This window comes from Sphingobacterium bambusae (assembly GCF_033955345.1).
In the GTDB taxonomy this organism is placed as follows: domain Bacteria; phylum Bacteroidota; class Bacteroidia; order Sphingobacteriales; family Sphingobacteriaceae; genus Sphingobacterium; species Sphingobacterium bambusae.
Genome location: NZ_CP138332.1, coordinates 1,906,745 through 1,928,140, shown reverse-complemented (window position 1 = coordinate 1,928,140; position 21,396 = coordinate 1,906,745). Strand labels below are relative to the sequence as shown.

Sequence of the window (21,396 nt, the reverse complement as noted above, 5' to 3'; positions counted from 1 at the left end):
TTAGAAAAAATGAGAAAGCAAATTATATATGCATTGGTGCTGATGTTAACGTTAACTGTCAGTTCCTGCAAAAACCAGCTAGAGGATGCTTTTCAGAATCCTGATGCATCGACGCAACAGAGTTTACCTGGTTTCTTCGCCGATTTACTAAATAACGATCGCGTAAGACCGTCATATTGGCACTATCGTACCTTTATCCTATTGCATTCGGCTGTATATACGCAGTCGGCATCCTTTGGTCCTTCAAACACGATGTACCAGCAAAGTGATGGCTACCTTAACGATTATTGGAGAGATTTTTATGCTCCAGGTGTCTTGGGTATTTACCGCGCGATGGAAGTCGCTTACAATGGCATGGATGAGACAGAAAAATCTTCGAACGAAGTTTTTATGCAGGCTGCTCGTGTTGTGCTCTACGATGAAGCATCCAAGCTTGTTGATAATTTCGGCGATATTCCGTTTTCTGAGGCAGGGAGTCTTCCTAGTTCTAGTAATATACAGTTGGGGAAATTCGACGATCAGATTGAATTATATAATTCCTTTATTAGTGGATTGGCTGAAGCATCATCATTCTTTGGTACCGCTGCGCAAAATGCTGGTTTTTCAAAAGCGGATATATTAAATAGTGGAAATATGGCGAAATGGCAACGTTACGCTAATTCCCTGCGCCTGAGATTACTGATGCGCATCTCCAATTACAGCGAATCCACTGCATCTGCAGCGATAATGGAACTGCTAAACAATCCTGCAACTTATCCATTGGTGGATGGAGATAACCAAGCGAATTATTCTCCTTTGACATCGGACATCTTGTTGCGCCCGTTAACCACATACACCGGATCACTCAGAGATGCTTTGTTAGAGGGAGCTAATTACTATGCAACAGATCATATGTTGAACGATGTGATGTTGCCCGCTAATGATCCTCGTATCCCCGTATTTTATGATAAATTCGGGCAAACGGTTAATAGTGTTTTTATCCCGAATACAGAGTACAAGGCCATGCCGATCGAGTACACAACGAATCAGTTTGAAACGGAATTTTCTAAATTCTCTATCCTGGACTCAGCAACGTTCTTCGATAATCCTTCATTGCCTGGGATAGTGATCTCCGCTTCTGAGGTCAACTTTTTGAAAGCAGAAGCTTTTCAGCGATGGGGAAATACAGCGTCTGCACAGACCGCTTACGAGACCGCGTTGAAGCAATCGGTAACTTTCTATTACTATTTAAATAACTTAAATACTACTGGTATTAAGACGGAGGTTAAGCCTACTGATGCCATTATCAACAATTTTGTAAATAGCTCTACGGTGAGTTATGTAGGTAGTGCAACAGATAAATTGTCGCTGATCTATACACAAAAGTGGTTGCATTTTGGCTTCCTACAAGCGCAGCAGGGCTGGGCTGAGTACAGAAGAACTGGGTATCCTCAGCTGACTTTCCAGACTGCTAATTTAGCTAGTTCTGCAAATCCACCGGTTAGATTGACGTATCCATCCAGCGAAATAACTTACAATAACCAAAATTATCAAGCTGTTAAGGATAAAGATACCCGCGATACAAAAATATTTTGGGACGTGAATTAAGTATCTAATTAAGAATTACTAAGCCTGTATCGCACCTGCGATACAGGCTTTTTTGTGCGCGTTTAAACCAGATGCAAATCTCTTTTATTTCTTTAGTTATTTTTTTATTTCGCCTTTGTAGCGAGCTTGGTTATTACCGCGTTTTATGTTGTAAACCAGTGTTATGTATAGACTAGCAATTTTATTTTTCTTGTTTATTATGTTTTTTATATCGGCTTGTGAAAAAGCAGATAGCCTAGGTCTAGCAGATGATGAATTTCTTGTCGTAGCCACGGGTGATTACGTAAAGTGCTCTAATTATTTATATAGATTCCGTTCGAGCGATAAGACTCGGCTTAAGCCATTCTTAAACGTTGAGGAGGTGCAAATCGATCCCGTTGGTCTGCTTAATCTTGATGTGGAGTATAAAGCTGGGGAGCAAATTGTTGTCAAGATCAGGAAGCTTACGGCTGATGAAGATCGCCCATGTACGGCTGATGTAGCTTGGTATAATAAGATTTGGGTATTGGAACATCGCCCGTTGTAGGGCGTGAAACATAAAAGAGACAACTTTTAGTAAAATTGTCTCTTTTTTTATCTCGTTTTTAACTAGTATTAGTTTACAGTTATAAAGCTTGGTAAGCTCCATGCACTCCAGCCACAATTATTTCTCAGTCTAGCTTTTATAGTGGCGGTTCCACGAGATTGAAAGAAAATGTTTTTGCTGCTACCATTGTCTGGGTCACATGCTACATTTCCATTGGATAAGTTATGATTCAGGCTAACTTCCCATTGAACTTCTAGGATATTGCATCTGTCCATTCCTGAATATCCAGCCACTACGTGTATGGGGATTGATGGGCTCATTGTTGTACTCGTACTGGAGGTGTAAATTGAAATATTCTGTGCATTTAAAACACCAGATTCGATGTTTTTTGTGATCTTTAACGAGGCTCCGCAAGCACTTGTAATGTTTGCGGTTAGCGTTATAAGCATATTAGTAGTTCCCGCACGACTAAGGGTGCAAGAATTGCCACTGGATGATACTGTAGCACCTCCCGTTGCTGACCAAGAAACGCTTGCGCCAGAAGGAAGGTTCGTTAGCGTATAGTTGGCACTGCTACAGAATTGATCAACACCTGTGATGGTGGGGCTTACTGATCGCAGTGCGTTTTGAGCATTTACTCTTCCATAGCCAAACGTATTGTCAAATCCCGAACTTCCCATATCGGTAGCGGTGTTTTGTAAGACATTCTTAACTTGGGCTTCTGTAAGATTAGGATTGACAGAAAGTATAAGTGCAGCAACGCCAGCCACCTGTGGACAAGCTGCGGAAGTTCCTCCGAAAACATGCGAAAAGTTTCCGCTACTATATCCCCAAGTCCCCATTCGATCTGTGGTCACAACATCTCCAGTATTGTTAAGTGCGCCACTTGGTGCAACTAAGCTTAGTTGACTGCCGCGATTGCTGTAGTTCCAAATATTGCCTTGCTTATCAATTGCACCTACAGCGATCACGCCGGCTACATTACTTGGATAACTTACCGAAGACGCTCCCCCGTTTCCTGATGCAAATACCACGACGGAACCTTTACCGCTACGGCCAGAAGTTCTTGCGTTATTAATTTCTGAAGTAATATCAGTTGAAGGATTCCCCCCGCCCCAAGAATTACTTAAAACATCGGCGTTTCCAAAGCTTGGATGCCAAGCCCAGTGTATAGCTGTCGCAATATCGGATGATGTAGCTGCGCCCGCTGAATTTCCTGTTATTGGTGCATAAGGAAAGATGTTTATTGGAATGAGTAGTGAGTTTGGTGCTATCCCTTTAATCCCTTCTCCATTGTTGTGGGCAGCGCCGATAATACCGGCACAGTTAACCCCATGTCCTTTCGATGAATGGCTGAGAGGTATGCCCAAAGTATTATTCGAGCCTGCGGTAAATCCGGACAACAAACGACCGGTAAATTCATCATGTGGATCTATTCCATCGTCAATTACAGCAACCCTGACATTGTTACAACCTGTAGTTATCGCCCATGCTTCAGGCGCATTGATGTCAATATTAAAAGTACCTCCTCCTTGCCCCGTGTTATTTAAATAATATTGTAGCGGATACAAAGTGTCTGTGTTTTTTCTAATTATTGTTATAAAATCGGGATTACTCCAAACAACATTTTCATTCTCATGGATTGTGTTGGCTGTTTGAAGTGTGTTGTCTGGATCCGGAATTTCGAAGATATATGCTCCATATATTGTTTGTTTTATTAGAATTAAACCATATTTTCTTGCTAGATCACTTACTGCGATAATACTGCTGTTTTTTGGAAACTTTATGGAAATTCTATTAGTTATAAAAGCAGTGCTTTCTCCTTGTGTGGTTTTTATAGCCGTATAGGAAGAAGATTTTTTGTTGTTTTTAGTTTGGAGACTTGATAACTTGATTGCATTTTCACTAGAGGTGATAATTTGTAGCCGATCTTTGCCTTCTATTCTTGTCGCTATTGTTTGATCAAGAGGAAGATACTCGTCTGCTAGTTCAGATGGGTCTCCCTCAATTTCAATTAATACCAATTTGTGATCAGGCTTAAAATAGATTTTGTCTTTTCCATGCCAGTAATACGATTCTTCTTGAGAAAGTAATTCGAGGGGTAGGTTAGTTTTTAAATGGTTCTCGTTGGTTGCATTTTGCAGTTCTTTATTACATCCTGATAAATAGATTGATATCAATGCTCCTGCGCTAAGTAGCCTGATTAATTTGGTTAGTGTTCTCATGTTTATTTTTTTAATTAATGGTTTGATGTGAGGTTGTAGTTTAATTAGCTTTTTTTAAAATAAATTAGGAGTGATCTGCTTGGGAGTATTGTGTAACTTCTGAAGTTATCTATACTCCTGTAGAGTTAGGTTCTGTATGTTTATTTTCATGGCTAACTGCATGCTAAAAGTTCTATTTGGGCGGATTTTGTTGAACAGAGTTGTTGTTAAATAACATAATGAAATCAGGACCGCTCCAAAGAACATCTTCGTTTTCATAAATAGCATTTGCTGCTTTTAAGGCCTGCTTCGCGTTGCTCGATTCGAAGATATGTGCAGCATATAATGTCTCTTTTACAAAAGTTAGATTATATTTTTGTGCTATCGCATCTATGGCGGTCGAAGCGCTGTTATCTGGAAATTTCACGGAAATTCTATTGGTGATGAAAGCCGTACTTTCGTTGCCAGCAGTCTTTATTGCAGGGTAGAAGGCGAGTCTTCCGCTATTCGTTGTATGACGAGTAAAAACGCTGAGTGCATTTTCAGTCGACGTAATCAATTGGAGCTTGTTGTTATCTCCTATGCGGATGCCTTTGGTTTGACTGAGGGGAAGGTAATCCTGTGCTTGTTCCAAAGTCGCCCCGTCGATTTCAATAAGCACCAGACTTGGGTCTTGGGAGATAAGAATTCTATCATCCTCGTGCCAATAATATAATTCTTGCTGCGAGAATGGCTCGAATAGTGCATCAGTTTGCAATGGGACGTCCTGCTTATTGCACCCATAGAGTATAATAAAAAAGCATGTTGCAGCTGTTAATTTGGTCAATTGAAATAGTTTCTTCATAATTATCTCATTTCCGTTAGTTGTTAATTACGAAACACAATTTTATAAAAATTGTTTTTTATTTCAATGATTTGTTAAAAATAATATGTCGAAAACGAAATATAGGTGGAGGTTTTGCTATGCCTCCAACTTGCTGTTCTTGGCGATAAACCGTATATTGGCTATTCATTTTTATTATTAGCTATTTTAATCAATACGCATGCGATCGATTTATAAAAACGTTTTAGCTGTAGCCTTGTCTTTTACGGCTGGTGCGGCTTTTTCACAGGCCCATAATGTCTCATCGGGTTACCAAAAGCCTACAGATCCCAAGGTAATCGAGAACTTGGAACAATGGCAAGATATGAAGTTTGGGCTCTTTATGCACTGGGGAACCTACAGTCAATGGGGGATAGTCGAAAGCTGGAGCCTTTGCCCGGAAGACGAAGGCTGGACGCAACGTAAGCCGGAGCATGGCGCGACCTATAATGCGTATGTGCAAAACTATGAAAATCTGCAAAAGACGTTTAATCCAACAGATTTTAATCCCGAGAAGTGGGCTGATGCAGCTAAAGCGGCGGGTATGAAGTATGTGGTATTTACAACGAAGCATCATGATGGCTTTGCGATGTTCGATACCAAGGAATCCGACTACAAGATTACCTCGTCGAAATCCCCTTTTTCAGGTAATCCAAAGGCGGATGTTACCAAAGAGATTTTTAAGAGTTTCCGGGAGGAAGGTTTTAAGATAGGAGCTTATTTCTCGAAGCCTGATTGGCATACCGAGTACTACTGGTGGCCTTATTTTCCGCCGAAAGATAGGAATGTGAACTACGATCCGGAGAAATACCCAGAACGTTGGGAGAAATATAAGCAGTTTACCTTTAACCAGATCAATGAGTTGACCTCCAATTATGGCAAAGTGGATATCCTTTGGCTGGATGGCGGATGGGTTCGTCCGTTCAAAACCATCGATCCTACGGTAGAATGGCAACGAACTATCAAGGTAGAACAGGATATCGATATGGATCGCATAGGCAGCATGGCTCGTAAAAACCAACCGGGAATTATCGTGGTAGATCGAACCGTGCCCGGAAACTGGGAAAACTATGTTACGCCAGAGCAGGCGATTCCTGAACACCCGCTGGACATTCCTTGGGAGAGCTGCATCACGATGGGCGATTCATTTTCGTATGTACCTAACGACCGATACAAGCCGACTAAGAAGTTGGTGGAGACCTTGGTGCAGATCATCTCGCGTGGCGGTAACTATTTGTTGAACATTGCTCCCGGGCCTAACGGCGATTTCGATCAGGCTGCCTACGATCGATTGAAAGAGCTTTCCGCTTGGATGGATACAAATGGAGCAGCCGTGTTTGCTACACGTGCTGTTGCGCCCTACCACGAAGGCGATTATTATTACACAAAAAGTAAGGATGGCAAGCAGGTGAATGTTTTTCATCTTTCGAAAGAAGAAGAATATGTCGCGCCATCGACCTACGTGTTTACCGTGCCTGAAGGATTTTCGGCAAAGCAGGTACGTGTTTTAGGTGCTAAAGGGAAAGTAAAATGGAGCCAAAAAGGTAATCAGGTAACGCTGCAGAAACCACAGGCAACGTTGAACTATGCAACGGTCATTCAGTTGGATAGTAAATAAGGGATGTTTCGATGAGATTTATTGTATTATTGTTAGCTTGTGCATATAACCTTCAGGTGTTACGTGCGCAAGAATCCAAGATCGTAGTGAAGCGGACGGAGTTCCTTTTTGAGACGGGCAAATTCTTTGCACAATGCCATGCGTCGACGATCGAAGAGACGGCAGACGGTCAGCTGCTGGCCAGTTGGTTTGCCGGATCGCACGAAGGCAGTGCCGATGTGCGGATTTGGGGGGCGCGTTATGAAAATGGTAAGTGGACGGATCCGCAAGTGTGGGGCGATGGAAACCTGACCGATGCCGAACAGCAGCCCTGCTGGAATCCGGTGCTCTTTCGTGCACCGAATGAGCGTACCCTGTATTTGTATTATAAAGTGGGACCGAATCCGCGCGAGTGGTGGGGTATGGTGAAAACATCTAGCGATGACGGAAGAACGTGGTCTGCAGCGAAGAAGTTGCCATCGGGCATTTTAGGGCCTATCAAGAATAAGCCCATTGCGTTGGCTGATGGCAGCGTGCTTTCTCCCTCCAGTGTGGAAATCAATGAAGATCGATGGGTGGCGCACGTGGAACGTAGCGAAGATCAACAACGGACCTGGAAAGCTTTTCCCATAGCACACGATTCCAAGATGAATGTGATTCAACCTAGTATTGTGCAGCATGCCGATGGCCGCTTGCAGGTACTTTGCCGTAGCAAGGAAGGTGTGGTGGCAACGGCTTGGTCTAGCGATGGCGGTAAAAGCTGGTCTCCACTAGAGAAAACCGATTTAATCAATCCCAATTCCGGGACGGATGCTATCCGCGTAGGCAATCATTTCTACATTGTATACAACCCCGCCTTGCCCGGCAAGGACTGGTGGGAGGGACGTGCGAAACTACGTTTGGCCAAATCGACCGACGGTATGCACTGGACCGATGTGCTGCAGCTAGAGGATCAGGAAAAGGGCGAGTTTAGCTATCCTACCATCATGCAGGATTCGAAAGGGCTGATACATATTGTGTATACACACGATCGCAAGAACATCAAGCATGTTGTGATTGAGGAATAGTGCGCATTGCGTAATGCGTATTGCGGGCTAGAGGCTTTAAGCTTGTACCTAAGATATGGATCACATAGTAGCGGTTGGTTTCGCGATCTTTTCGGGATTTGCCAAGATTTTTATTTTTTAATTTTTAATTTTGACTTTTTAATCCCTACCTTTGCAGGCAATTCATTAAATTTTTAACGCTTTAATATTATTCAAGAGATGTATTTAAGTAAAGAGTACAAAGCTGATATCTTCGCAGAATTTGCAGGTGCAGCAGCAAACACTGGTTCTGCAGAAGGACAAGTAGCTTTATTCACTAAAAGAATCGCTCACTTAACAGAGCATTTGAAAAAAAACAGAAAAGATTTTAACACGCAACGTTCCCTACAAATGTTGGTAGGTAAGCGTCGTTCATTATTAGCTTATCTGTACAAAAAAGATATCAACCGTTACCGTGCTATTATCAAAGCATTAGGTTTACGTGATATCATCAAATAAGCTTTTAGAAGTAAAAAGAAAACCATCTACCACAAGTAGATGGTTTTTTTGTTGTTTGGGTGTTTGACTTTCTGCAGTGCCGGTCGGAGTAGAAGATGCTGCTCAAGCATGTTAAGGGCTTTTAACGTTGCCGATGCACACCGCTATTTAGGGGGCGGCATTGTTTTTTTATAAGCTGCGGCATAACGTATAAATTTTACTTAACTTTGTGTGATTTTTAAAGGTCTATAAATAAGATGACATAGGTAAAAAGATGTAACCGATGTCGAAATGAATTACAAATGAGTTATAACGAAAAAAAAGTATCGATCGACTTGGGCAACGGATTAGCCCCGATCGAGTTATCTACAGGTAAGTTGGCAAAGCAAGCTGACGGATCCGTGGTATTGAAGCAAGGCAACACGATGTTGTTGGCTACAGTGGTTTCTGCGCGCGAAGCGAAACCTGGTGTTGATTTCTTGCCACTATCTGTTGATTACCAAGAGAAGTATGCTTCAACGGGTCGTATCCCAGGTGGTTTCTTGCGTAGAGAAGCACGTTTGTCGGATTATGAGGTGTTAATTTCCCGTTTGGTCGATAGAGCATTACGTCCGCTATTCCCAGAAACCTATCACGCAGATACGCAAGTGATGATTTCCTTGATCTCTGCCGATAAAGATATTATGCCTGATGCCTTAGCCGGTTTGGCTGCATCGGCTGCATTGGCTGTTTCGGATATCCCTTTCAACGGGCCGATCTCCGAAGTGCGTGTTGCTAAAGTCGATGGTCAGTTGGTCATCAACCCAACATTGTCCCAATTGGAACAAGCGAGTTTGGAATACATCGTTGCGGGTTCTGCACAGGATATCGTGATGGTGGAAGGTGAATCGAAAGAAATTTCAGAAGCCGAGATGGTGGAAGCTATTGCTTTTGCACATGATGCCATCAAAAAGCAAGTAGCTGCACAGGTGGAGCTTGCTAATTTAGTAGGTTCTAACGCGAAGCGTGAATTCAATCATGAGCCAGCTAACCTAGAGCTACGTGACGCTGTATTTGCTGCTACTTACGATCAGGTATATGCGATTGCAAAATCAGGTTCAACAAAACATGAGCGTACCGAGAAGTTTTCGGAAATCGGAAAAGCTTTCTTCGAAACATTAGGTGAGGAGATCGATGAGGAAACGACTTTCTTGGCGAAAAAATATTACCATGATGTGCAGTATGATGCTGTTCGCAACTTGGTATTGGATGAAGGTATTCGTTTGGATGGTCGTGATGTGCGTACGGTACGTCCGATTTGGTCTGAAGTAGATTATTTGCCTGCGGCACATGGCTCGGCCGTATTTACGCGTGGTGAAACACAATCGTTGACTTCGGTAACCTTAGGTGCGAAAGACGATGAGCAAATGATCGATGGTGCTTTTATCCATGGTTACAATAAGTTTATTCTACATTACAATTTCCCGGCGTTCTCTACAGGTGAGGTAAGACCTAATCGTGGTCCTGGCCGTCGTGAAGTTGGTCACGGTAACTTGGCTATGCGTTCTTTGAAGCAGGTACTTCCTGAAGGAACCGATAATCCGTATACGATCCGTGTTGTTTCTGATATCTTAGAATCTAACGGTTCTTCATCTATGGCTACCGTTTGTGCAGGTACCTTGGCTTTATTGGATGCTGGTGTGAAATTGAAAGCGCCTGTTTCTGGTATCGCAATGGGCTTGATCACGGATGAGAAAAGTGGTAAATACTCCATTTTATCGGATATTTTGGGTGATGAGGATCACTTGGGTGATATGGACTTTAAGGTTACCGGTACCGAAAAAGGTATCGTTGCTTGTCAAATGGACTTAAAGATCAATGGCTTGAAATGGGAAGTATTAACCCAAGCATTGGATCAAGCGAAAGAAGCACGTTTACACATCTTGAACGAGATGAAGAAAACAATTGATGCACCTCGTGAAGATTACAAACCACATGCTCCACGCATTATCTCGTTAACAATCGATAAAGAATTTATCGGTGCGATTATCGGGCCAGGTGGTAAAATTATTCAAGAAATGCAGCGTGAAACCGGTTCGACTATCTCTATCGAGGAAGTTGATGGAAAAGGTATTGTTCAGGTGTTTGCTGATAACAAAGCATCTATTGACGCTGCTGTTTCTCGCATCCGGGCGATTGTTGCGAAACCAGAAATTGGCGAGATCTATGAAGGTAAAGTCAAATCGATCATGCCATTTGGTGCTTTTGTAGAGATTATGCCTGGTAAAGATGGTCTATTGCATATTTCCGAAATCGACTGGTCGCGTTTAGAAACGATGGACGGCGTTTTCAAAGAAGGCGATATGGTTAGCGTGAAATTATTGGATATCGATAAGCAAGGTAAAATGAAACTTTCTCGTAAAGTGTTGTTGCCTCGCCCTCCACGTGAAGATAAACCAAAACAAGACAAACAAGCAAACGACGCATCGAAAGCATAAGTTTAGCAAATCATAATTTATAAGCTGCATCCTTATGGTGCAGCTTTTTTTATCCCATAAAAAAAGCGCTGTCATATTGATAGCGCTTCTTGTTTTATCTACAACATAATCACCGACTCTATTTTCGAGACGTTTTTATAATAATCAATCACATCTTCGGCAGTATTAACAAAAGTTTCCACCGTAATGGACTTGTATTTTCCGCCGGACGATTCTTTTTCCGCAAACTTCGTGCTTGGGTGTGTGAAGATGCTTTTTACTTCGTCGAGCTTCTCTGCGTCTGCTTTAACGATAAACTTGAACGTGTACAAGCTTGGGAATTGTTCAACAGTATTTAACTTTACGCGAAAGTTGTCGTAAAAATCAGTTTGGTTATTGCCTTCATTATCGGGCAAGTCCTGAATGTTCAATTTACTAAAATCAGTCATTTATAGTTCTCCTTCGCTCGTTATACTTCAATAATTGTACCTAATATAGCGTCTGCCTTTTTGTCGGGATAATTGTTAGTTTTCCATGGATGTCGGCCAGCTCGATCGCTTTTTGCCGAATTTTTTGTTCGGTTTATCCGACATCTCAAACACGAGTTTTCCACCAAGCAACATGTCCTGATGGTTGATGTATACTTTATTGTAGGCTTTCCCGTTTAGTTTTGCCGACTTGATGTATACATTCTTTGCGCTATTGTTGTGGGCTACGATGGTAAACGTTTTCCCGTTGGGCATGCTGATACTAGCCTTGTCCAAGCTCGGGCTTCCGAAAACATATTCGCCGCCAACCGGCGAAGCCGGATATAGCCCCATCATAGACCAGACGGCCCAAGCGCTCATTTGACCTGCATCTTCGTTGCCGGCATAACCATCAGGACGGTCGTGGTACATGGAGTCAACGATATGGCGGATCTTTTCTTGTGTTTTCCAGGCTTCACCGATATAGGCATACATGTAAGCAATGTGGTGACTAGGCTCGTTGCCATGTGCATATTGCCCGATAAAGCCGCTGGCATCGGGCGATTGGTTCTCGCCCGTCATATGGGAAGGTGCCTTGAAAAGCGTATCCAGCATCAAGCTTAAGCCGTTTTTCTTAGGGAATAACTTTGCCAAGCCCCGCACATCGTGTGGCACAAAGAAAGAATGTTGCCAAGCATTACCTTCGATGTATTGGCTTTTGTCAAAGTCGTGCTCCGAGTAAAACGGATCGAAAGGCTCGACAAATTTTCCATTCTTGTATTTGGCGCGCATAAAGCCAGTTTGTGGGTCAAAATGATTGATATAGCTCTTCGCGCGTTTGCTGAATAGTTGGTAGTCGTCTTCTTTGCCTAGTTTTTTTGCTACGAGTGCAATACAATAGTCGTCAAATGCATATTCTAATGTCTTGGTGACGCTGCCACCGTTGACATCCTGTGGTACATAGCCATACTCGATGTACGCGGGAACCTCGCGAATTTCTTGGAATGCGCTGTTGCGCATAGCCTGATAGGCACGTTCGGCATCCACGCCCGGCCAATCTTTCAAGACAGCATCGGCCAGTACTGGAACAGAATGGTATCCCGTCATCGTGTTGGTTTCGAAAGTGCTGAGATCCCAAACGGGAAGTAACCCATTTTCATCATGGAAAGCCAGTAGACTATTAAGGATGTCTGTATACCGCTGGGGTTGTGTGATGGTGAATAGCGGCTTTAACGCACGAAAAGTATCCCACATGGAGAAAAAGGTATAGCGCTGCCCACCATTGGCCATGCTATGTTGCTCGCCTTTGGCATTTTTATAGGCACCATCGACATCGGAATATAAGGTTGGCGCTACGGCGGTATGATATAGTGCAGAATAGAAAATTGTTTTTAGGCGTTCGTCCTTACTTTCTACCTTAATTTTTCCGAGTTCATTTTCCCATTTCATATCGGCCTGTTGTCTGACGCCTTCGAAGTTCCAGTTAGGGATTTCAGCAAGTGCAGCCAAGGCTTTCTGTTCGCTGCTCATGGAAAGTGCAACTTTGACTTCAATGTTATTGCTTTTCGCGAAGACAAGTTGGGCATTTACGGCTTTCATAGTGCCCTGTTTTCCATCATTGCTAATCGCTGTGCTTCGCTGCGAATTTGTTGTTTTTGCGCCGTTAAACAAGATTTCTTTAATCGGTTTTGCTGTGCGTAAGGCAAAATAGACACGCTGGCGGTTTGCCCAGCCTTGTGAATATCGCTTCCCAACTAAGGTGCTGTCGTTGATGATCCGTATTTCTGTCTCGAGCGGTTTATCCCAGTTGTAGGTATGGTCGAGATCTAGTCGTATGGTTGGCTGCGCGGTGCCTGCAGGGAAGCTGTATTTATGAAAACCGACGCGCTCGGTACTCGTTAGCTCTGCTTGAATGCCGTTTTCGAGTTTTACATTGTAGTACCCAGGCTGAGCCGTTTCATCTTGGCGAGAAAACTTCACGCGCGTATCTGGTTTGGGCGATGTTACCGGTGCGAGCATCGGCATAACCGCGATATCGAGCCAGTCGCCAATACCGGTGCCGCTTAAATGCATATGGCTAAATGCCGCAATACTATCGGAAGAAATATGATAGCCGCTAACCCAATCCCAGCCACCTTTGCCATTGTCCGGACTTAATTGCACCATAGAAAAAGGAACGGTTGCACCTGGATAGGTGTGGCCATGCCCACCCGTTCCAATCAGTAAATTGACGTGTTTGTTCAACTTTTGAGCCGTTGCTGACGTGGCGCTTGCAGCAAGGGCAAGAGCAAGCAGCCCAAAGGGTATGTATTGTTTTTTTATCATGATCGATTATCCACTAAACCTGTAAAATGGCTTGGCTTTTCATTCCTTTTATGTCGGAATGCCGACTCTGTAGCCATTCTGTCGGTTGTTTAAAGGGGATAATAATACGAAAAAAAAGTGTCAACCTTAATAAAACCTTTTAGCAAAATATTTTTTTTAGCGCTATCCACTATTTTGCTAAATATATTTAGTAGATTGGTAATCGAATTATAAATACATAAACCGATCTATGAAAAAAAGAGTGCTGATTAGCGATATTGCAAAAGCTTTGGGTATTTCCGTTACCACTGTTTCCTTTATATTGAATGACAAGGCAAAAGAAAAGCGAATCAGTGATGCGCTGACAAAGCGTGTACTGGACTATGTCAATAAAGTAGGCTACAAACCCAATCAACTAGCTAAAAGCTTACGTACGGGACAGACGAAGATATTGGGGCTTTTAGTGGAAGATATAGCTAATCCGTTTTTCTCTAATGTTGCTAAACATATTGAAAGACGCGCCTACGAGACCGGTTACCATATTATCTACTGTAGTATGGATAATGACGAGCATAAGGCAAAAGAGCTGATCCAATTGTTTATGGATCGGCAGGTTGATGGTTTTATCATTACCCCTTCGGAGGGATTGGAAGATACCATTTCGCATATCAAACAGAGTAATATACCATTGGTTTTATTTGACCGTTTCGTGCCTTCTGTGGAAACAAACTATGTGGTGTCGGACAATCGTCGTGGTTCCTACGAGGCCACAAAGCACCTGCTCGAATCTAACAACAAAAGAATTGGTCTCATATCGCTCTATTCCAATCAGACACAGATGCGCGACCGATTAGATGGCTATATGGAAGCGATGGACGAGTTTCGGATGCAGTCTTTTATCAAAAAGCTAAATTTGGAGACCACCGAAGAGGAATCGCACGAGCAAATTATTGATTTTGTGGTGGATAACAAGCTTGATGCCGTGCTTTTTGCTACAAACTATTTGGCAGTAAACGGCTTAAAGGCGCTTAAGGAACATAAAGCGACGTTGCCTAAAATGGTGGCTTTTGATGAGCATACGCTTTTCAAACTGCACGATCCATCGATCAGCGTCGTGTCTCAGGATATCGAACAATTGACGCGCGAGCTTATTCAAACACTGATCGCAGAGATTGAAGGGAAGCTCAAAGAGGTAAGACAGTTGACAATTCCTTGCCAACTGATCATTCGGGAGTCCTCTACTTCTTTGTAGGTACGAACTTCATGGAGAGCGAGTTTACACAATGTCGCGTATTTTTCTCTGTAAACCGCTCGCCTTTAAAGACATGTCCGAGGTGAGCCCCACATTTAGCACAAAGAATTTCCACACGTCGTCCATCGGCATCCGTCTCATGTTTAACCGCGCCGGAAATTTCATCGTCGAAACTCGGCCATCCGCAATGCGATTCAAACTTGTCTTTCGAAAGGTATAGCGGCGCATCACAGCGCTTGCACAAATAGGTGCCTTCTGCTTTATTATCTAATAGTTCACCGGTAAACGGACGTTCTGTGCCCTTGTGGACGATGACATATTCCTCTTCAGCAGTCAATTTGTTGTATTTGGTCGTATCACTCATAGTTTTAAAGATAGTATTTTTTTCTTCCATGGATTGTGAGCCTACCGTTTGTCCGCAAGACAGACAAATGAAGGCAAAAAAGACGAGGTAAAAAGGGTATGTATGCATGAAGGCTAAGTTCGTGAAAATTGTTAAAATCTTTGTTTTCTGTGTGTCAAGAATTTTTGCTCCCTAAGGCTTCTTTTTTCATCCCGATTTTCGATAAGTTATACCCCAAAAACACGGTCTACGGTGCCATTTAGCGAGTTATTTAGAATGGTTTTAAATTGATAATTTGCGTCATTAAATTGTCAGTGATTGCTTAAATAGTTATACTTTTGTGCATTGTTTGGAGGGTTTAGACCATTTAGACGACGTATTTTAAAAGTTTTATATCATAAATAAATAGTATAAAGTGCTAAATATGAGAAATATCTCATCCGTATTGGGAAAACTTGCGAAGACGATGTCAGTTAGTTTGATGTTGTTATTTGCCGTTACAATGTCGCATGCGCAGGACGTTAAAGAGGGTCAGACGCTTTTCAAGTCTAAATGTACAACCTGTCACAGTGTGACCAAGAAAGTGGTTGGACCTGCTTTGGCTGGAATGACCGAGCGACATGATGAAGAATGGTTGGTGAAGTGGATTAAGAATTCACAAGCTTTGGTGGCTGCTGGCGATCCTACAGCTGTTCAACTTTTTGAAGAGAACAATAAATTGGTGATGACTGCCTTCACCGATTTATCCGACGACCAAATCAAAAACATTATTGCCTACGTAAAAGACGAGGAAGCTAAAGCTGCTGAAGCCCCTGCGGGTGGAACTGCTGAGGCTGGTGCAGCTAAAACAGACGACGCGAACACCTTCATGATTGTTGGTTTGATCGCTATCGTGGTGTTGGCTGTGGTGATCATTATTGTTTTAAACCGTGTTATCCGCACACTAGAGAAAGTTATCGCGAATAACCAAGCGGCTATCGAGGCGGCACAAGCTCGGAACGAATCTGTAGAGGAGAATCGTTTTGCGAAGTTTGCGCAGGCATTCGTGAAAAACAAGAAGCTAGTTGGCTTTACAGTATTGATGCTGGTTGCTTTCTTAGCTGTTGCTGGTTGGAACACATTATGGAATGTAGGTGTTCACCAAGGGTACGAGCCCGTGCAACCGATCAAGTTCTCTCACCAGATTCACGCCGGTGTTAACCAGATCGAGTGTCAATATTGTCACGGTGGTGCTTTCAAATCGAAAAATGCTTCTATACCTTCGGCAAACGTTTGTATGAACTGTCACAACACCGTAACGGCATCTGATCATTACGACGGAGAACTTTCTCCAGAGATTGCGAAGATCTACAGAGCATTGGATTACAATCCAGATACACGGGAGTATGGGAACAATCCGAAGCCTATCCAGTGGGTTAGAATTCACAATTTGCCTGACTTTGCTTACTTCAATCACTCACAGCACGTTGTTGTTGCTGGTGTTGAATGTCAAACTTGTCACGGTCCAGTAGAAACAATGGAAGAGATTTACCAATACTCTCCTTTAACAATGAAGTGGTGTATCGACTGTCACAAAACAACTGAGGTCAATACAGATAACGCTTACTATGATCAATTGATCGAAGCGCACGAAAAATTGAAGAAAGGGGAGAAGATGACTGCCGCAATGATCGGTGGACTAGAGTGTGGTAAGTGTCACTATTAATAATTAAATAAGAAAATACGCAATCTTTAATATAAAGCTTAAATGGATAGCAACAAAAAATATTGGAAAGGTTTGGAAGAATTGCAACAAACACCTGCTTTCGTAGAGAAAAGCAAAGGTGAGTTTGCCGAGCCTATTCCTGTAGAAGATGTATTGAACGAAGCTGGATTGAGCACAAAGACACCTCGTCGTGACTTCTTGAAAGCTTTGGGATTCGGTTTGGGAGCTGTGACATTGGCAGCATGTAACCGTACACCGGTTCATAAAGCAGTGCCTTATGTTATCAAACCAGAAGAAATAACCCCAGGTATTCCTAATTACTATGCTTCATCATTCAATGGGCAGAGTGTCTTGATCAGAACACGTGAAGGACGTCCTATCTTGGTAGAAGCAAACCCTAATGCAGTTGGTTTAGTGCAAGGTACAGAGTCAGCGACAGTTTCTTCTGTCTTGGATCTGTATGACATGACTAATAAATTGCAGAATCCGCAGATTGCTGGTAAAGATGTAGAGTGGAGCAAATTAGATACAACCGTTAAACAAGCCTTAGTAAAAGCATCTAACTCGGGCAAGCAAATCACCCTTGTTTCGAGAACGGTAAACAGCCCATCTACGTTACAAGCTATTGCTAAATTTAAAGAATCTTTCCCAACAACCAATTTGGTTCAGGTTGATGCAATATCATATAGTGGTATTCGCAAAGCCAACGAGCAAAGCTTCGGTAGAGCAGTAATCCCTGCTTACGATTTTGAGAAGGCGTTGGTTGTCCTGTCTATAGGTGCCGATTTCTTAGGTACTTGGTTAGATGGCGAAGAACATACACAAGATTACATCAAAAACAGAAACTACAAATCCTTAGAAGGTGGCAAGATGTCTCGCCATATCCAGTTTGAAGCGGGTATGAGCATGACCGGTACGAACGCTGACGTTCGTATTGCTGTTAAGCCATCTGAAGAAGGTGCTGTATTGGTTTCTTTATACAACGAAATTACAGGGTCGTCATTACCTGGAGCATTAGCAGGTAACCAACGTGCCGCAACAGCCATTAAGTTAGCTGCGCAGGAGTTGTTGAAAAACAAAGGCCAAGCTGTAGTAGTTGCGGGCGCTAACAACGTCGATATTCAAATCCTAGCGAACGCCATCAACGTGGCTATCGGCGCTTATGGTACCGTTATCGATCTAGATAATTTCTCTAAAAAATATCAAGGTTCGGAAGATGCATTTGCTACGTTCTTGGCAGATGCGGCAGCAGGTAAGGTAGGAGCGGTGTTGTTCCTTAACGCAAATCCTTTGTATGATTATGCAGATACGAAAGTGGTGAAAGATGCCTTGGCAAAAATCGACTTCACGTTATCTTTTGCTGATCGTGCAGATGAAACGGCCTCTGAATTGAATGCTATTGCGCCAACCAGCAACTACTTGGAATCTTGGGGTGATGAGTCTTCTAGAGAAGGTTATTACACCATCGTTCAACCAACGATCAATCCGGTATTCAATACCCGCCAAGCGGAACAAAGCTTATTGATATGGTCTGGAAACATCGTAAACATCTTTGACTTCGTGAAAAATGTGTGGGAAACACAGATTTTAGCAGGTAGCGCAAAGAAATGGAAAGATGTGTTACAAACAGGTTTCGAATACAAAGGTAAATTGGCAGCAAAAGCTTACGCGTTTACTGGTAACGTGCAGGGTGCAGCAGCAAATATCCAAGGATATGCTAAATCCTTAGCTGGCGAAGGTTTTGAGTTGGCTTTATATGAGTCTGCAGCTATCCGTGACGGTCGTTTTGCAAATAACGCCTTCTTACAGGAATTGCCTGATCCGGTTTCTAAAGTTACTTGGGACAACTATGTTGCGTTGAATCCAAAAGATATTGAAGCTTTAGGCTTGGGTGAAAACAGCGTAGTAACGGTGGAAGGAAACAACTACTCGGTAGAGCTTCCTGTTTTGGCACAACCGGGACAAGCCTTAGGAACGGCTTCTGTAGCCGTTGGTTATGGACGTACGAAAGTAGGTAAAGCAGGTAATAACGTTGGTATCAATGCTTATCCGTTTGCAACGGTTAAAAATGGCGTAACACAAACGACGGCTAAAGTGAAGTTGTCGAAAGTATCGCGTACTTACGAACTGGCACAAACGCAAACACACCATACCATCGAAGGAAGAAATATCATCCGCGAGACTACATTTGCTAAATACCTTAAAAACCCAGCGTCAGAGTCTGGCCGCTTTGCAGATTCACATAAATCATACGATTTATGGAACAAGTTCGAGTCGCCAGGTCACAAATGGGTAATGGCTATCGATTTGAACGCTTGTACTGGTTGTGGTGCTTGTATTGTTGCTTGTAATATCGAAAATAATATACCGGTAGTAGGTCGTGATGAGGTTCGTCGTCGTCGTGAGATGCACTGGATGCGTATTGACCGCTATTACACGATTGAAGAAGATGGTGTAGACTATACGAAAGAAGATGATATCGCGAACTTGAATGATTTCCAAAATGTGAAAGTTGTTCACCAGCCGATGATGTGTCAACACTGTGAGCATGCTCCATGTGAAACGGTATGTCCGGTATTGGCTACGGTTCACTCTTCCGAAGGATTAAACCACATGGCCTACAACCGTTGTTTCGGTACGCGTTACTGTGCAAACAACTGTCCATATAAAGTGCGTCGTTTCAACTGGTTCAACTACTGGAATGATTCACGTTTTGACAACTACTTGAACAACGAGTTTACACAATTGGTATTGAACCCTGATGTAACAACACGTTCACGTGGGGTAATGGAAAAATGTTCTATGTGTATCCAACGTATTCAAGCAGGTAAGCTTCAAGCGAAGATTGAAGGTCGTCCATTGAAAGATGGTGATATCAAGTTGGCATGTTCTGGAGTATGTAGCGCAAATGCTATGATCTTCGGTGATGCGAACGATCCTAACTCGGAAGTTTCTAAAGCATTACGTAGCGAACGTATCTACTACGTCTTGGAAGAGATCAACGTTCAACCGAACATTGGCTACATGACGAAAGTTAGAAATTCATTTGAAGCGTAATTTTATTGTAATCTGAAATAAAGCAATTATGTCATCGCATAACGAATCAATATTAAGAGAACCATTAATAACCGGCAAGAACATCACTTATGCTAAAGTGACTGATGACATCTTGTTACCGGTTGAGAATAAACCCAACAAAGCATGGTGGATAGGCTTCACTGTCGCTGTTCTAGGCGCCATGTTGTGGGTTGTGAGTGTTGGATACACCTTTTGGACGGGTATCGGCGCTTGGGGTCTGAATAAAACAGTAGGATGGGCTTGGGATATCACCGACTTCGTTTGGTGGGTAGGTATCGGTCACGCCGGAACGTTGATTTCAGCCGTATTATTACTTTTCCGCCAGAACTGGCGTAACTCCATCAACCGTTCCGCAGAGGCGATGACGATCTTCGCCGTTATCTGTGCCGCAACGTATGTTGTTGCCCACATGGGACGTCCTTGGTTGGCCTACTGGATTTTTCCACTTCCGAATCAATTTGGTTCCCTTTGGGTAAACTTTAACTCACCCCTTGTATGGGATGCCTTCGCGATCTCGACTTACTTTACTGTATCCTTGGTGTTTTGGTACTGTGGTCTTCTACCGGATATCGCATCTGTTCGTGACCGTGCAACGGGATTGAAACAAAAGGTATATGGTGTGCTATCGTTTGGATGGAATGGTTCTGTAAAGACATGGCAACGTTTTGAAATCGTTTCTTTGATTCTTGCAGGTATCTCTACGCCACTCGTACTTTCAGTACACACAATCGTATCTATGGACTTTGCAACCTCGGTAATTCCGGGTTGGCACACCACGATCTTCCCGCCATACTTCGTTGCGGGTGCGATCTTCTCGGGTTTCGCCATGGTACAGACGCTGTTGTTAATCCTTCGTAAAGTGATGAATTTTGAGGACTACATCACGATGTTCCACATCGAGTCGATGAATAAGATCATCATGACAACAGGATCTATTGTAGGTATTGCATACTTGACAGAGCTTTTCGTGGCTTGGTATTCTGGTTCTGAATATGAGATGTATGCATTTGCAAACCGTGTTGCTGGTCCTTATGCTTGGGCTTACTGGGCAATGATGACCTGTAACGTGATCTCTCCACAGCTCTTCTGGTTCAAGAAAATCCGTACTAGTATTCCAATCTCTTGGATTCTATCAATCGTCGTGAACATCGGGATGTGGTTTGAGCGTTTCGTAATTATCGTGACCTCATTACACCGCGATTACTTGCCTTCATCTTGGGCAATGTTCTACCCAACTTGGACAGACGTTGGTATCTTCGTCGGTTCGATTGGTTTATTCTTCACATTGTTCTTGTTGTTCTTACGTTTCTTACCAGGTATTGCAATCGCAGAGGTGAAGTTATTATTGAAATCGGCTTCGTTGCAACAAAAAACTAAGTTGGCGCAAGAAGGTGCATTCCCTGCCGAGCAGGTTGAGCATTTTGCTAACTCGTTGGATAAGTACGACACCGTTACACAAGAGGATATTAACGCATTAAAACAAAAATAATAG

General features: G+C 42.9%; 15 protein-coding genes. 10 read left to right on the top strand and 5 right to left on the bottom strand.

Annotated elements, in window-relative coordinates; genetic code table 11:
• The first annotated feature begins 9 nt into the window (after window positions 1-9).
• Complete coding sequence (locus SCB77_RS08280; protein ID WP_320185959.1) at window positions 10-1,587, top strand: SusD/RagB family nutrient-binding outer membrane lipoprotein; 1,578 nt, start codon at window positions 10-12, stop codon at window positions 1,585-1,587.
• A gap of 163 nt (window positions 1,588-1,750) precedes the next feature.
• Window positions 1,751-2,113 (top strand): hypothetical protein, encoded by a 363-nt coding sequence (locus tag SCB77_RS08275; protein ID WP_320185958.1) that lies wholly within the window; start codon window positions 1,751-1,753, stop codon window positions 2,111-2,113.
• 68 nt (window positions 2,114-2,181) lie between these two features.
• On the opposite strand, the gene SCB77_RS08270 is transcribed toward SCB77_RS08275, so the two are convergent.
• Complete coding sequence (locus tag SCB77_RS08270; protein WP_320185957.1) at window positions 2,182-4,338, bottom strand: S8 family peptidase; 2,157 nt, start codon at window positions 4,336-4,338, stop codon at window positions 2,182-2,184.
• 172 nt (window positions 4,339-4,510) lie between these two features.
• The gene (locus tag SCB77_RS08265; RefSeq protein ID WP_320185956.1) at window positions 4,511-5,161 is read right to left on the bottom strand and encodes a hypothetical protein; all 651 of its coding nucleotides are present in this window, start codon (window positions 5,159-5,161) and stop codon (window positions 4,511-4,513) included.
• Window positions 5,162-5,360: 199 nt separating this feature from the next.
• On the opposite strand from SCB77_RS08265, the gene SCB77_RS08260 reads away from it, so the two are divergent.
• From SCB77_RS08260 to pnp, 4 genes are all read left to right on the top strand, one after another.
• Window positions 5,361-6,797 (top strand): alpha-L-fucosidase, encoded by a 1,437-nt coding sequence (locus SCB77_RS08260; RefSeq protein WP_320185955.1) that lies wholly within the window; start codon window positions 5,361-5,363, stop codon window positions 6,795-6,797.
• An 11-nt stretch (window positions 6,798-6,808) separates the two neighbouring features.
• Complete coding sequence (locus tag SCB77_RS08255) at window positions 6,809-7,843, top strand: sialidase family protein (RefSeq protein ID WP_320185954.1); 1,035 nt, start codon at window positions 6,809-6,811, stop codon at window positions 7,841-7,843.
• A gap of 198 nt (window positions 7,844-8,041) precedes the next feature.
• Complete coding sequence (rpsO, locus tag SCB77_RS08250) at window positions 8,042-8,320, top strand: 30S ribosomal protein S15 (RefSeq protein ID WP_189625276.1); 279 nt, start codon at window positions 8,042-8,044, stop codon at window positions 8,318-8,320.
• 281 nt (window positions 8,321-8,601) lie between these two features.
• Window positions 8,602-10,776, top strand: coding sequence for a polyribonucleotide nucleotidyltransferase (gene pnp, locus SCB77_RS08245; protein WP_320185953.1), 2,175 nt, complete (start codon window positions 8,602-8,604; stop codon window positions 10,774-10,776).
• A 98-nt stretch (window positions 10,777-10,874) separates the two neighbouring features.
• Here the strand turns inward: pnp and SCB77_RS08240 are convergent, their stop codons facing one another.
• Window positions 10,875-11,204: a DUF493 domain-containing protein gene (locus tag SCB77_RS08240; protein WP_320185952.1), complete on the bottom strand. Its 330-nt coding sequence runs from the start codon at window positions 11,202-11,204 to the stop codon at window positions 10,875-10,877.
• A 75-nt stretch (window positions 11,205-11,279) separates the two neighbouring features.
• Window positions 11,280-13,547 carry a GH92 family glycosyl hydrolase gene (locus tag SCB77_RS08235; protein WP_320185951.1) on the bottom strand — a complete coding sequence of 756 codons (2,268 nt, stop codon included), beginning with the start codon at window positions 13,545-13,547 and terminating at the stop codon, window positions 11,280-11,282.
• Window positions 13,548-13,776: 229 nt separating this feature from the next.
• Between SCB77_RS08235 and SCB77_RS08230 the strand changes: the two genes are divergently transcribed.
• Window positions 13,777-14,778, top strand: coding sequence for a LacI family DNA-binding transcriptional regulator (locus SCB77_RS08230; RefSeq protein WP_320185950.1), 1,002 nt, complete (start codon window positions 13,777-13,779; stop codon window positions 14,776-14,778).
• Here SCB77_RS08230 and SCB77_RS08225 read toward each other — a convergent pair.
• Window positions 14,765-15,142 carry a methionine-R-sulfoxide reductase gene (locus tag SCB77_RS08225; RefSeq protein WP_380936115.1) on the bottom strand — a complete coding sequence of 126 codons (378 nt, stop codon included), beginning with the start codon at window positions 15,140-15,142 and terminating at the stop codon, window positions 14,765-14,767. The genes SCB77_RS08230 and SCB77_RS08225 overlap by 14 nt on opposite strands.
• A gap of 403 nt (window positions 15,143-15,545) precedes the next feature.
• Between SCB77_RS08225 and SCB77_RS08220 the strand changes: the two genes are divergently transcribed.
• Genes SCB77_RS08220 through nrfD form a run of 3 tightly spaced genes read left to right on the top strand, consistent with a single transcriptional unit; the run spans window position 15,546 to window position 21,393 of the window.
• Entirely contained in the window at window positions 15,546-16,826 is a 1,281-nt protein-coding gene (locus tag SCB77_RS08220; RefSeq protein ID WP_320185948.1) for a cytochrome c3 family protein, read from the top strand.
• 42 nt (window positions 16,827-16,868) lie between these two features.
• On the top strand, window positions 16,869-19,883 hold the full coding sequence (locus tag SCB77_RS08215) for a TAT-variant-translocated molybdopterin oxidoreductase (protein ID WP_320185947.1): 3,015 nt from the start codon (window positions 16,869-16,871) through the stop codon (window positions 19,881-19,883).
• A gap of 28 nt (window positions 19,884-19,911) precedes the next feature.
• Window positions 19,912-21,393: an NrfD/PsrC family molybdoenzyme membrane anchor subunit gene (gene nrfD / locus SCB77_RS08210; RefSeq protein ID WP_320185946.1), complete on the top strand. Its 1,482-nt coding sequence runs from the start codon at window positions 19,912-19,914 to the stop codon at window positions 21,391-21,393.
• The last annotated feature ends 3 nt before the right edge of the window (window positions 21,394-21,396 follow it).